Below are 12,585 nucleotides of genomic sequence, written 5' to 3' on the forward strand. Positions count from 1 at the left end.
CCCGTGGTGCGACGCGGCTGCCGACGAACGCCAATCGGGTGGAACACGCAGCGCGCCGCTCAAGCAGAAACGGCTTCGACAGCACCGGCGAACAGATGCGGGTGATGGACGAAATGGCAGGGCACGCCGTCCGAGAACACCAGCACCGAATTGCGCTCGTCGACCTCGGAGCGCTTCTTCAGCACGATCCGGTTGTTCTCGCGCACCGCCACCGAATGCCACGGCGTGAGCCACACGTCGTCGCAGTCGACGAGGCGGATGCCGATCTTCTTCGACATGCGGAACTGCGGATGAATGGACAGCCGCAGACTGTTCGGAAACGCGTCCTCGATCAGCCGGCTCCACGCATTGCTGCGCTGGATCACGCGATACGCGTTGCAGCGGCTCATTTTCTGGATCGCGGTGTTGCTCCACGTCCGGAACCGCTCGATGCCGAGCGAATCTTCGTACAGGAAACGCGTGATGCCGCGATACATCGCGCTCATCGCCGGATCGTCCTGGCATTGCCGCCGGATCCGCTCGACCGGATCGCTGTATGCGATCAGCAACTCCTCGCGTTTCGACGTGAGGTCGTCGAGATAGCCGAAGTGGCCTTTCAGGTCGAAGAACTCGAAGCTGCCTTCGAAATGGACGGCCGCATGCTCTTCGAGGCTCTTCAGGTATTGCGCGACTTCATCGTCGCCGATGCTGACGACGTCCGAGAAACAGTAGCCGTCCGAGCAGATGACGAACTTGACGCCCGGCTTGTAGATCGTGCCGATACGGGTGCACAACGCGGCCAGGTTCTTCAGCGCGTGCTTCTCCGCGAGATCGGGCAACACCCCGAGCGTCTTCATCCGGTTCGGCGACTTGCCCGGAAACGCGGGCAGGATCAGCCTGACCTGCCGATCGCTCGCAACGATGGGCAGGATCGCCTCGACATGCCAGTCCATCTCGGCTTCGACGTCGCCGGGTCGACCGTCTTCCGTCGGATGCAGCTTGCGAAGCTTGAACACCTCGCGCACGATCGCACGGGCGATCGATAGCGCGTCGCACTCCACCGCGCGTGCTTGGGTCTCGTATAGATCGCACGACATTTCGGCCCTCTCGTGAATGGCTGAGGATGTGCTTTTCCCGGCATCGGCAGGCGGTCGCGCAACCGCTGCACTCCTCGTAATTTTTGAAATCGCGCTGGCACTGGCACGATCGATCGGCCTGACGCGGCGCGTCCTCGCGTGCGGGACGCGATATAAGCGAATTCGTCAATCAAACGCCGGGGAATTACAAAGCAAACGCTTCGCGCGCGATAGCTGTCCTTTCGGGCAGGATTTGTCAAAAGGAAACGTGCTACTGAGCACGATTGTTCCCGCCCGGCGCGACGCGCAAGCGTCGATCGCGCCGGACGGTCGATGGGAAACGATCGGGTAGATTGGGACGGGTCGTCAGCCGGCGGCACACCGGCAGTGCGCGGCAGGGTTCAGGAACGGCGGGACGCACGACAGGATGGCGACGGCACGGCTATCCGCGCGCGGTACAGACGCGCTACGCGCCAGGGCGGCGCCGGACATTCGGTCATCCCGAATCGCGCCCGCACCTGCACACCGCAAGCTCAAGCGGCCCGCGGCGCCGGAAACGCATGCCGGCGAGCACGCCACGCGCCGACCCACGCGGCCGCCAGCAACACGACGAGCACCCACGGAATCGCGCCGGCGCCCGTTGCGCCGAGCAGCATCCCGCCCGCGATGCCGCCACCCGCGATCGCCAGGTTCCACACCGTCACGAGCATCGACTGCGCGACATCGGCCGCCTCCCCCGCCGCGTTCGCGGTGGCCGTCTGGAACAGCGTCGGCGCGCCGCCGAACGCGAGCCCCCACAGCGCGACGCCCGCATACACGATCACCATGCCGGAACCGGCGCCGAGCATCGCCGCCGCAATGGCGAACATCGCGATGCTGGCGAGCGTCAGGCGGCGCTGCGCGGCGCCGATCCAGGCGCCCGTCAGCGCGATGCCGACCAGCGACGCGATACCGAACACGAGCAGCACCGCATCGACCTGAGCGCCCATCCGCACGCCCGCGAGAAACGGCGCGACATACGTGTACAGCATGTTGTGCGCCAGCACGTACGCGAACATCACGGTCAGCACCGGCCGCACGCCGGGCAGCGTCATCACGCCGAGCACCGGCTCGCGCCCGCCGGCCTGCTGCCCCGGATAATCGGGCACGCGCCAACGGATCCAGCCGATCAGCACGAGTGCCGCGAGCGTGATACCCGCGAACGCGACGCGCCACCCGAGCGCCGCGCCGAGTGCGGTGCCGGCCGGAATGCCGATCGACATCGCGACCGGCGCACCGAGCATCGCGACCGCGATCGCACGGCCACGCAGCGACGCATCGACCATCCGGCTCGCGTAGCCGGCCAGCAGCGCCCACAGCAGCCCGGCCGCCATCCCGGCGACGAAGCGCGCGGCGAGCGTGAGCGCGTAGTACGGCGACACAGCCGTCAGCGCATTCGATACGACGAAGCCGGCCAAGGCTGCGAGCAGCAGGCTGCGCCGGCGCATCGCGCGCGTCGCGGCGACGAGCGGAATCGCCGCGACGATCGAGCCGAGCGCATACACGGTCACGAGCTGGCCGATCAGCGCCTCGGTCACGCGCAGGTCGGCGCTCATCAGCGGCAGCAGGCCGGCCGGCAACGCCTCGGTGAGAATCGTGATGAACCCCGCCATCGCGAGCGCCAGCAGGTTCGCGACCGGCAGGCGCGCGCCGGCCTGCACCGGTCGAACGGCCAGTTCGTCATCGATCGACGTGCAGTCGCTCATGCCGCGCTCCCGGTTTCGACGCCGTAGACCGCATCGCGCACCGCGGTCACGATCCGCCCGTCGAGGCCCGCGTACAGCGTGTTGGTCAGCGCGACGACCGTCAGCCCCGCTGCGCGGTCGACGAACCACGTGTGCCCGTACGCGCCGCCCCCGCGCCAGGTGCCGACCGTCTCCGGCGACTGCGCGGCCACCGGATCGCGCAGCACCGAAAAGCCGAGCCCGAACCCGAAACCGGGGGCATCCCGCAGTTCGCTCGCCCCCGGCTGGACGCGCGCCATCTCGTCGGCCCATGCGCGTTCGAGCCAGCCGTCGCGGCCCGTGCGCAGCGCGTCGAGCAGCGTCACGCAATCGCGCGCGGTGCCGACCATTCCCGCGCCGCCCGACGGCCACGCATCGGCATCGAACACGCGCGCCGGCTCGAAGCGGATGCCGATCGTGCCGTCGAACACCGGCACGAGATCGACGTCCGCCATCCGGCGCGGGGCGCCCGGCGTGCTCACGTAAGGCGTCGCGAAGCGTGCGGCGTCGTGCGCGACGAACGCGGTGTCGGTCATCCCGAGCGGGGTCGTGACGAACGCGGCCACCGCGTCGGCGAGCGGCCGCCCGTCGACCGCCTCGATCAGCGCGCCGACCACGTCGATCGCGAGTGAATAGCCCCATGACGTGCCCGGCGCGAACTGCAGCGGCACGTTGGCAATGCGCCGCAGGTTCTCGGCGAGCGAGAGACCCGAGCGATCCATGCCGTCCGACACGCCGGCGCGCGCATACGGGCCGTCGCCGTCCGCTTCGAGGAAGCGGTAGCCGAGTCCGGCCGTATGCGACAGCAGATGACGCAACGTGATGACGGCAGGCGTGCCGTCGGTCAACGTCGGGCGGAACCCGGGCAACGCGCGAACAACCGGTTCGTCGAGCGCGATGCGCCCCGCCGCGACCAGCCGCATCGCGGCGGCCGCCACGACCGGCTTCGTGACCGACGACAGGCGGAACAGCGCGTCGTCCCGCATCGGCGTGCCGGCTTCGCGATCGGCAAGGCCGACGGCGCGTGCGTAGCGCAGCTCGCCGTCCTGCGCGACCAGCACGACCGCGCCGACGATGCGCTCGTCGGCGAGCGCGCGATCGAGCGCGTCGTCGAGCCGGTGGCGCAACGCGACGTCCGGTTCCAGGCGCAAAGCGGTGACAGGCAGGGATGACATGACGTGACCTCTCAACAATGAACGAGCGCTCATCGTAGGGAGCCGACGCCAGAAGAAAAACCGGGGTAGAGTTCCGGACAATCCGGACGCTGGCGTCCGCAATCGGAAACTCGCATGGAAAACCTCGGCGGCTTCGTCGTGTTCGTTCAGGTCGCGGAAACGCGCAGTTTCGTCGCGGCCGGCCGTGCGCTCGGGCTATCGGCCTCGGCGATCGGCAAACGCATCGCGCGGCTCGAGACGCGCCTGAACGTGCGGCTCTTTCACCGCAGCACGCGCAGCATCACGCTGACCGCCGAAGGCACGCGCTTTCTCGAACGGTGCCGGCGCGTGATCGCCGAGCTCGACGCGGCCGAGCAGGAACTGACGCACAGCGCCGAAGCGCCGCGCGGGCGCTTGCGCGTGAGCCTGCCGACAATCGGCACGCTGCTGCTGCCGGTACTCGCCGATTTCATGGCCGCGTATCCGGAGATCGAGCTCGACATCGATTTCAGCGACCGGCTCGTCGACGTCGTCGACGAAGGGTTCGACGCGGTGCTGCGCACCGGCCAGCCGTCGGATTCACGGCTGTCGTCGCGGCTGCTCGGCCACTTCCGCCAGCACCTCGTCGCGTCCCCCGGCTATCTCGACCGGCACGGCACGCCACGCACGCCGGCCGATCTCGCGCAGCACCGCTGCCTGCACTACCGTTTCCCGACCAGCGGCAAGCTCGAAACCTGGCCGTTGCGCGTGCCACGCGCGGGCATGCCGCCCGAGGTGCCGGTCACGATGGTCAGCAACAGCGCCGAAGCGCGCCTGTGCTTCGCGCTGCGCGGGCTCGGCATCGCGTGCCTGCCCATCTTCTTCGTGCGCGAGGCGCTCGAGGACGGCACGCTGCGCGCAGTGCTCGACGAACACGTCGCGAGCTGCACGCCGGCCTACGTGCTGTGGCCGTCGGGCCGCCACCCGACGCCGAAACTGCGCGCGTTCGTCGATTACATGGCCGCACACCTGCCGCTGTGACCGCGGCCGGCCGTCATGCGGCCTTTGCGTGCACGCCCAGCCGGCGCAACGCCTGCCCGTGCTCGTCGAACAGGTGGCAGTGCTCGGCTTGCGCGTGCACGCGGAGCGCCTCGCCGGTGCGGTACGTATCGAGCGGCGGAATCCGCGCAATCAGCCCGTCCGGCGCGACGGCCGACTCCGCATACAGATAGGCGGAGTCGCCGAGCGACTCCACGGCCATCGTCCGCGCGGCCACGCCGGTGGCCGCCGCTTCGACTTTCAGGTGCTCGGGCCGCACGCCGACCGTCACCGCCGCACCGCGCTGCAGCCCCGCCGCGTCGACCGCGACGCGCTGCGTCTCGCCGCTGTCGAAACGCACGAGCACGCCGCCGGCATCGACCGATTCAACCGTACCTTTCAGGAAGTTCATCTTCGGCGAGCCGATGAAGCCGGCGACGAACTGATTCGCCGGCGCATGGTAAAGCTCGTTCGGTGTGCCGACCTGCTGCACCGCGCCGCCCGACAGCACGACGATCTTGTCCGCCAGCGTCATCGCCTCGACCTGGTCGTGCGTCACGTAGATCATCGTCGTCTTCAGCTCGTCGTGCAGCCGCGCGAACTCCAGCCGCATCTTCACGCGCAGCGCCGCGTCGAGGTTCGACAGCGGCTCGTCGAACAGGAACACCTTCGGCTTGCGCGTGATCGCGCGGCCGATCGCGACGCGCTGCCGCTGGCCGCCCGACAGCTGCTTCGGCTTGCGGTCGAGCAGGTGATCGATGTGCAGGATCTTCGCCGCGTTCTTCACCGCCTGGTCGATCTCGGGCTTCTTCGCGCCCGCGAGCTTCAGGCCGAACGCCATGTTGTCGTACAGCGTCATGTGCGGGTACAGCGCATACGACTGGAACACCATCGCGATGCCGCGCTTCGCGCTCGGCACGTCGTTGACCTTCGCGCCGTCGATCAGCAGGTCGCCGTTCGAGATGTCCTCGAGGCCCGCGATCATCCGCATCAGCGTGGATTTTCCGCAGCCGCTCGGGCCGACGAACACGACAAATTCGCCGTCGGCAATGTCGAGGTTCACGTTGCGCAGCACTTCGGTGTCGTCGTAGCGCTTCGCGATGTTGCGCAGGAGCACGCTTGCCATGATCTGTCTCCGTTCGTTCGTGATGCGCCGCGCGGTACGCGGCGCGCCATCATTCGGGGTTGCTAGTTCGGCAGCACCGCGCCGGTCGCCTGCCAGCGCGCGACGTAACCGGGCAGCTCGTGCATGTCGTCGAATACGTGACGCGCGCCGATCCCGCGCAGCGCGTCGATCTGCGCGGCCGACGCATGCCCGCCGCCGACGAAGCCGAGCACGGTCATGCCGGCCGCGGCCGCCGCGGTGATGCCGGTCACGCTGTCCTCGACGACGAGGCACTGTGCGGGCGCCGCACCGAGCGTGCGCGCGGCCGCGAGATACACGTCGGGCGCGGGCTTCGGCCGCGCGACGGCATCCGCGCAGAACAGCCGGTCGCCGAAGAAGCGCGCGAGGCCCGTGCGTGCCAGTGCCGCCTCGACGTACGCGCGGTAGCTGTTGCTCGCGCAAGCCGTCGTCAATTGAATCGCGTCCAGCGCCGCATCGATGCCGTCGACCATCGGCGCATTCACGGCCGCCGCCTCGACCGCGCGGCGGATCGCGTCGACATCGTCGGCCGACAACGTGCGCCCGAGCGCCTCGCCCGCACCGGCCAGCACGCGCTCGATGCGCAGCCCGAGCAACGGCATCACGGCCGGCCGCGCATCGACGCCCGGCCAGCGGCCGTCGAGTTCGCGCACGATCACGTCGGCCGCCACGGCCTCGCTGTCGATCAGCACACCGTCGCAATCGCAGATCAGGACGTTCGCTGTCATTTGACGGCCCCGAACGTGAGCCCGCGCACGAGCTGCTTCTGCGACAGCCATCCGACGATCAGGATCGGCGCGACCGCCAGCAGGGAAGCTGCGGACAGCTTCGCCCAGAACAATCCTTCGGGGCTCGAGTACGACGCGATGAATACGGTGAGCGGCGCCGCGTTCGAGCTCGACAGGTTGATGCTCCAGAACGCCTCGTTCCACGACAGGATCACGAGCAGCAGCGCGGTGGACGCGAGCCCCGGCAGCGCCATCGGCATCAGCAGGTAGACGATCTCCTGCCACGTCGACGCGCCGTCGATGCGCCCGGCTTCGAGGATGTCCTTCGGGATCTCGTTGAAGTACGTGAAGGTCATCCACACCGCGATCGGCAGGTTGATCAGCGTGTAGACGATCACGAGGCCCGACACGGAGTCGAGCAGCCCCGCGTTCTTCCACAGCAGGTAGATCGGCACGAGCACGCCGACCGACGGCATCATCTTCGTCGACAGCATCCACAGCAGCACCTTCTGCGTGCGGTGGTTCGGGAAGAACGCCATCGCGTACGCGGCCGGCACCGCGAACAGCAGCGAGATCACCGTGACGCCCGCCGAGATCAGCACCGAATTCCATGCGAACGCGAAGTAGTTGCTGCGCGCGAATACCTCGCGGAAGCTGTCGAGCGTCGGCATGAAGAACAGCGTCGACGCATACGCCTGCTGCTCGGTCTTGAACGCGGTGATCGCCATCCAGAAGATCGGGAAGAACAGCAGGAGCGCGATCAGCCACGCGAGCGTGCCGGGCAGCGCGCGCCGCACGAGGTCGAACACGGCCGGCACGCGCCGGCCTTCGAAGGTCAGGTCGCTCATTTCTCGTACTCTCCCTTCAGGTTGCGCGCGAGCATCCGCACGAGGAAGAACGACACGACGTTCGCGACCACGACGGCGATGATGCCGCCCGCGGACGCGAGGCCGACGTCGAACTGCTGCAGGCCGAGCGCGTAGATCAGGTACGACAGGTTGGTCGTCGCATTACCCGGGCCGCCACCGGTCGTCGTGTAGATCTCCGCGAAGATCGACAGCAGGAAGATCGTCTCCATCATCACGACCACCGCGATCGCGCGCTTCAGGTGCGGCAGCGTGATGTAGAAGAACATCGCGATCGGGCCCGCGCCGTCGATGCGCGCGGCTTCCTTCTGCTCCTGGTCGAGCGACTGGATCGCGGTGAACAGGATCAGGAACGCGAACGGCAGCCACTGCCACGCGACGATGATGATCACGGCGGTGAGCGGGTAATCGGCGAACCAGTCGATCGGCGTCATCCCGAGCGCGCGCATCGCGTTCGCGACGAGCCCGTACACCGGGTGCAGGATCATGTTCTTCCAGATCAGCGCGGATACCGTCGGCATCACGAAGAACGGTGCGATCGCGAGCAGGCGTGCCACGCCCTGCCCGTAGAACTTGCGGTCGAACAGCACGGACATCAGCACGCCGCCGACCACCGTGATCGCGAGCACCGCTCCGATCAGCACGAGCGTGTGCCAGATCGCGGGCAGGAACGACGGATCGGTCGCGAGGAAGCGGTAGTTGTCGAAGCCCGCGAAACCCTTCACGTCCGGGTTCAGCAGGTTGTAGCGCGAGAACGAATACCAGATCGTCATCGCGAGCGGAATCGACATCCACAGCAGCAGCACCGCGACGGACGGCGACACGAGCCAGCTCGCACCGCCGCGCGCAGGGCGCGGCGCGCCAGGCGGCGACGACGCGTCGCCGACCGACGGCGCGTGGCTCAGGGGAAGACGTAAATGACGCATGATCGGCGTTCCTCCGGTTGATGCGCGGGCACGAACGGCCGCCCGCCTTTCAGCTTCGCCGGCCCGCACCGTCCGCGACGGCGCACGGTGCGGGCTGCACGGCTTCTTGCGCGTTACTTCTTGTAGCCGGCCTGCCGTACCGCGCGGTCGGCGGCGGCCTGCCCGGCGGCGAGCGCCTGGTCGACCGTCATCTGGCCCGCGACCGCACCCGCGATCGACTGGCCGACCACCGTACCGAACGACTGGAATTCAGGAATCCCCACGTACTGCACGCCCGTGTACGGCACCTTCTTCAGCGACGGATCGTTCGGGTCGGCCGTCTCGATCGCCTTCAGCACGAAGTCCGAGAACGGCGCGGCGGCCTTGTACTCGGGGCGCTGATAAGTCGACGTGCGCGTGCCCGGCGGCACCGACGCCCAGCCCTCGTCCTTGCCGGCCATCTCGATGTACTGCTTCGACGTCGCCCACGCGATGAACTTGCGCGCGGCATCCTGCTGCTTCGACGTCTTCGGCACGGCCAGCGCCCACGCCCACAGCCAGTGCGAACCCTTCGGCGTGACGGCGACCGGCGCGGGTGCGAAGCCGATCTTGTCGGCCACCTGCGACTGCTGCTTGTTATAGAGCATCCCGGCCGCGACCGTCGCGTCGATCCACATCGCGCACTTGCCCGATGCGGTGAGCGTCAGGTTCTCGTTGAAGCCGTTCGAGCTCGCTCCCGGCGGGCCGTCCTTCTTCAGCAGGTTCACGTAGAACGTGATCGCCTTCTTCCATTCGGGCGACGTGAGCTGCGCGTTCCAGTTCTCGTCGAACCAGCGCCCGCCGAACGTGTTCACCACCGTCGATACGAACGCCATGTTCTCGCCCCAGCCGGCCTTGCCGCGCAGGCAGATTCCGTAGGTGCCCTTCGCCTTGTCGGTGAGCTTGTCCGCGAACTCGGCGATCTGGTCGTAGGTCGGCTGGTCGGGCATCTTCAGCCCCTTCGCCGCGAACAGGTCCTTGCGGTAGAACGTCATCGAACTCTCGACGTAGAACGGCAGCGCGTACAGCTGGCCGTTGTACGACAGGCTGTCGCGTGCGGTCTTCACGATGTCGTTCAGGTCGTAGTCGGCGGGCAGGCCCGTCATCGGCGCGAGCCAGCCACGCTTGCCCCACTGCGGCGTCTCGTAGGTGCCGATCGCCATCACGTCGAACTGGCCGCTGCCGGTCGTGATGTCGGTCGTCGCGCGCTGGCGCAGGACGTTTTCCTCGAGGATCACCCAGTTCAGCTTGATGTCCGGGTTCGCCTTCTCGAATGCCGGCGACAGCTTCTTCAGCTCGATCATGTCGGGATTGTTCAGCGTCGCGATCGTCAGCGTGCCGGCGGACGCGGCGCAGGCGGCCGTCGCGAGCGCGGCTCCGGCGCAGCGGCGTGCGGCGGCGGCGAGCATCTTTCGTTGCATGGCATGTCTCCTGTGTTTTTTCGAAGTGTCGTCTCGGTACTGCGTGTTGCGTCGTTTCCTTCGCGGCCCGTCATGCCGGCCGCTGCATTCCGCACGCGCGCGCATAGTGCGCGATCACGTCGCGTATCCGGTGGCGCACCCACGCGCGTGGCTCCTTTGCGAGGCCGCCCGCGCGGCACGCCGCGTATACATCCGGCAACCATTGCGCGACGAGCGTCTCCGGCACCGGCTGCCGCGCGAGGTTGTCGAACAGTTGCTCGACCGCGGCCGCGACGGCCGGCTGCAGCCAGTAGTAGCGGATCCGGTCGCTGTAGCTGAACTGGCGCGCGAGCCGCTGCTCGGATTCGTCGCCGCGATAGTACGGCGCCCAGTGCTCGGGCTGCGCGCGCATCGCGGCATCGACCACATCGCGCAACCGCGAGCGTTGCGCGACGTCGCCGGTCAGCGCGTCCTCGATGAAGGTCAGCGCGAACAGCGCCTCGCGCAGCGCGAACGTCAGCGCGGGGCCGACCTTCAGCACCGCGAAGTGGTCGCGCACGAGCGCGGCGAGCGCGCCCTCGGTCTGGTAATCGGTCGAATGCGCCTCGAACACGAGGCGTGGTGTCTGCAGGATACTCGCGCCGAGCGACGCGGCCTTCGCGCTGTCGTAGTCGAGCACGTGGCGATCGTCGAAGTCGACGCCCGGCTGCGCGACGATCGCGACGACGCGCGTCCATGCATCGTCGAGCCCGGCCGTCGCGAACGCATGGCGGTGCGCATCGAGCGTCGCCGCGATGCTGTCGCTGCGCGTGACCGCGATCTGCGCGATTGCCGCATCGCCCCCTTCGTTCGCGCTGCCGCTCACTTCGCCGCCCGGCGTCGGCACCTCGGTGCCGATCACGTAGACGGGCGCCATGCCGGCGCGCGCCGCCGCGTCTTCCGCCACGCGGCACAGTTCGGCCGCGCGCACGGCGATCGTGCGATCGTCGAGCCGCACCGGATCATCCGCGCACGCCATGCTCGCATCGAGGTGGATTTTTTCGAAACCGGCTTCCACATAGGCGGCGACCATCGCGCACGCCTCGCGCATCGCATCGGCCGCGCGGCGATGCCGCCACGGATTCGGGCCGAGGTGATCGCCGCCGAGCACGAGTGCCGACGGCGCGAGCCCGCAACGCGCGGCGATCGCGTCGACGTCGCGGCGGAAATCGGCAGGCGTCATGCCCGTATAGCCGCCGAGATGGTTCACCTGGTTGCAGGTCGCCTCGATCAGCAGCGGCGAGCCGTCCGCGCGCGCCGCCTCGCACGCGGCCTCCAGCACGAGCCGGTGCGCGCTGCAGATCGAATAGATGCCGCGCTGCGCGTCAGCGCGGTTCGCGTCGAAGATCATCCGCAGCACCGCGTCCGCATGGGCGGTGCGAGGACGTTCGGCGAAGGTCGTCAGGCCGGACATGCGATACCTCGTTCGGTCAGGAAGCGGTCGATCTCGGCCGCGCTGCTGTTGCCTTCCATCGGGCCGCGCCGCGTGACCGCGATCGCACCCGCCGCGTTCGCGCGGCGCAGCGCGACATCGATCGGCACGCCCGCGACCAGGCTCGCGACCAGCGTGCCGCCGAAGCAGTCGCCGGCGCCGGTCGGGTCGATTTCGTCGACCGGAAAGGCCGGCGCTTCGACGCGGTTCGCACGGTCGAACGCGACGCTGCCTTGCGCGCCGCGTTTCAGTACGACACGCTCGAGCAGCGGATGCGTCGCGAGCAGGCCCGCGATCGCGCGCTCGGCCGGCTGCGGTCCGCAGAAGAACGGCAGGTCGGCTTCGCTCGGCAGGAACAGGTGGCACGCGGCGAGCATCGCGTCGAGTGCTGCCCGCATCGGGCGAAAACCCAGCATTTCGGGCCGCACGTTCGGATCGAACGACACCTTCGCGCCGGCGCGCGCGGCCTCGATCACGCCGCGCTGCACGGCCGCGATCGCCGATTCGCTCGTCAGCGACGAGCCCATCACATGAAAATAGCGGCAACCGTCGAACATCGCGGTATCGACATCGGACGCTTCGACGCACGCGGCCGCGCTGGTGGACAGACTGTAGACGAAGCTGCGCGAGCCGTCGTCGCGATATGCGACGAACGCGGTGCCGGTCGGGCGCGCGACGCGACGGATGCGCGCGACGTCGACACCGTCGCGCTCGAGCCGCGCAACGATCGCATCGCCGAACGCGTCACGGCCGACGCAGCCCGCATACGCGACGCGCGCGCCGAGCCGCGCGGCCTGGTCGGCGAAGATCGCCGGCGCGCCGCTCGGGAACGGCCCGGCGAACAGGCCCGGCGTGTCGAAACCCTGGCCGCGCTCGGCGGCGACGAATTCGGCGAGCAGTTCGCCGGCAACGACGATCTCGGCCATCAGGCGTGCCCTCCCGAGACTGGCGTGCAAAGGGCCTCAGCCTGTGCCAGCGGCCATCGAGGCGAACATGGATGCCACTTCATCCGTTGCTCCGACAAACTGTTATCGGCGGCCAGA

At 68.5% G+C, this 12,585-nt stretch carries 11 protein-coding genes; 1 reads left to right on the forward strand and 10 read right to left on the reverse strand.

The window, feature by feature from the left end:
• Window positions 1-59: 59 nt before the first annotated feature.
• From ACPTTF_RS14015 to ACPTTF_RS14025, 3 genes are all read right to left on the reverse strand, one after another.
• Window positions 60-1,076, reverse strand: coding sequence for an L-tyrosine/L-tryptophan isonitrile synthase family protein (locus tag ACPTTF_RS14015; RefSeq protein WP_423371498.1), 1,017 nt, complete (start codon window positions 1,074-1,076; stop codon window positions 60-62).
• A 512-nt stretch (window positions 1,077-1,588) separates the two neighbouring features.
• Window positions 1,589-2,800 (reverse strand): MFS transporter, encoded by a 1,212-nt coding sequence (locus ACPTTF_RS14020; protein ID WP_423371499.1) that lies wholly within the window; start codon window positions 2,798-2,800, stop codon window positions 1,589-1,591.
• On the reverse strand, window positions 2,797-3,993 hold the full coding sequence (locus ACPTTF_RS14025) for a serine hydrolase domain-containing protein (protein ID WP_423371500.1): 1,197 nt from the start codon (window positions 3,991-3,993) through the stop codon (window positions 2,797-2,799). The genes ACPTTF_RS14020 and ACPTTF_RS14025 overlap by 4 nt, the downstream gene beginning before the upstream one ends.
• Before the next feature lie 114 nt (window positions 3,994-4,107).
• On the opposite strand from ACPTTF_RS14025, the gene ACPTTF_RS14030 reads away from it, so the two are divergent.
• Window positions 4,108-4,992 (forward strand): LysR family transcriptional regulator, encoded by an 885-nt coding sequence (locus ACPTTF_RS14030; protein ID WP_423371501.1) that lies wholly within the window; start codon window positions 4,108-4,110, stop codon window positions 4,990-4,992.
• Between the two features lie 13 nt (window positions 4,993-5,005).
• On the opposite strand, the gene ACPTTF_RS14035 is transcribed toward ACPTTF_RS14030, so the two are convergent.
• The 7 genes from ACPTTF_RS14035 to ACPTTF_RS14065 all read right to left on the reverse strand — a co-directional run bounded on the left by ACPTTF_RS14035 (window position 5,006) and on the right by ACPTTF_RS14065 (window position 12,468).
• Window positions 5,006-6,115 (reverse strand): ABC transporter ATP-binding protein, encoded by a 1,110-nt coding sequence (locus ACPTTF_RS14035; protein WP_423371502.1) that lies wholly within the window; start codon window positions 6,113-6,115, stop codon window positions 5,006-5,008.
• Window positions 6,116-6,177: 62 nt separating this feature from the next.
• Window positions 6,178-6,861 carry an HAD family hydrolase gene (locus ACPTTF_RS14040; protein ID WP_423371503.1) on the reverse strand — a complete coding sequence of 228 codons (684 nt, stop codon included), beginning with the start codon at window positions 6,859-6,861 and terminating at the stop codon, window positions 6,178-6,180.
• Window positions 6,858-7,709: a carbohydrate ABC transporter permease gene (locus tag ACPTTF_RS14045; protein ID WP_085041038.1), complete on the reverse strand. Its 852-nt coding sequence runs from the start codon at window positions 7,707-7,709 to the stop codon at window positions 6,858-6,860. Before ACPTTF_RS14045 ends, ACPTTF_RS14040 begins: the two co-directional genes overlap by 4 nt.
• A complete protein-coding gene (locus ACPTTF_RS14050; RefSeq protein ID WP_166963345.1) occupies window positions 7,706-8,653 on the reverse strand; it encodes a carbohydrate ABC transporter permease in 948 nt (315 codons plus the stop codon). The genes ACPTTF_RS14045 and ACPTTF_RS14050 overlap by 4 nt, the downstream gene beginning before the upstream one ends.
• Before the next feature lie 113 nt (window positions 8,654-8,766).
• Window positions 8,767-10,092, reverse strand: coding sequence for an ABC transporter substrate-binding protein (locus ACPTTF_RS14055; RefSeq protein ID WP_166963347.1), 1,326 nt, complete (start codon window positions 10,090-10,092; stop codon window positions 8,767-8,769).
• Window positions 10,093-10,162: 70 nt separating this feature from the next.
• Entirely contained in the window at window positions 10,163-11,524 is a 1,362-nt protein-coding gene (locus ACPTTF_RS14060; RefSeq protein ID WP_423371504.1) for a D-tagatose-bisphosphate aldolase, class II, non-catalytic subunit, read from the reverse strand.
• On the reverse strand, window positions 11,512-12,468 hold the full coding sequence (locus tag ACPTTF_RS14065; RefSeq protein ID WP_423371505.1) for a sugar kinase: 957 nt from the start codon (window positions 12,466-12,468) through the stop codon (window positions 11,512-11,514). Before ACPTTF_RS14065 ends, ACPTTF_RS14060 begins: the two co-directional genes overlap by 13 nt.
• Window positions 12,469-12,585 lie beyond the last annotated feature (117 nt).

The organism is Burkholderia crassaminum, assembly GCF_964265005.1.
Classification (GTDB): domain Bacteria; phylum Pseudomonadota; class Gammaproteobacteria; order Burkholderiales; family Burkholderiaceae; genus Burkholderia.

Excerpts from the sequence above, each read along its gene's own strand:
- ACPTTF_RS14015 (WP_423371498.1), bottom strand. The coding sequence starts at position 1,076 with ATGTCGTGCGATCTATACGAGACCCAAGCACGCGCGGTGGAGTGCGAC.
- ACPTTF_RS14020 (WP_423371499.1), bottom strand. The coding sequence starts at position 2,800 with ATGAGCGACTGCACGTCGATCGATGACGAACTGGCCGTTCGACCGGTG.
- ACPTTF_RS14025 (WP_423371500.1), bottom strand. The coding sequence starts at position 3,993 with ATGTCATCCCTGCCTGTCACCGCTTTGCGCCTGGAACCGGACGTCGCG.
- ACPTTF_RS14030 (WP_423371501.1), top strand. The coding sequence starts at position 4,108 with ATGGAAAACCTCGGCGGCTTCGTCGTGTTCGTTCAGGTCGCGGAAACG.
- ACPTTF_RS14035 (WP_423371502.1), bottom strand. The coding sequence starts at position 6,115 with ATGGCAAGCGTGCTCCTGCGCAACATCGCGAAGCGCTACGACGACACC.
- ACPTTF_RS14040 (WP_423371503.1), bottom strand. The coding sequence starts at position 6,861 with ATGACAGCGAACGTCCTGATCTGCGATTGCGACGGTGTGCTGATCGAC.
- ACPTTF_RS14045 (WP_085041038.1), bottom strand. The coding sequence starts at position 7,709 with ATGAGCGACCTGACCTTCGAAGGCCGGCGCGTGCCGGCCGTGTTCGAC.
- ACPTTF_RS14050 (WP_166963345.1), bottom strand. The coding sequence starts at position 8,653 with ATGCGTCATTTACGTCTTCCCCTGAGCCACGCGCCGTCGGTCGGCGAC.
- ACPTTF_RS14055 (WP_166963347.1), bottom strand. The coding sequence starts at position 10,092 with ATGCAACGAAAGATGCTCGCCGCCGCCGCACGCCGCTGCGCCGGAGCC.
- ACPTTF_RS14060 (WP_423371504.1), bottom strand. The coding sequence starts at position 11,524 with ATGTCCGGCCTGACGACCTTCGCCGAACGTCCTCGCACCGCCCATGCG.
- ACPTTF_RS14065 (WP_423371505.1), bottom strand. The coding sequence starts at position 12,468 with ATGGCCGAGATCGTCGTTGCCGGCGAACTGCTCGCCGAATTCGTCGCC.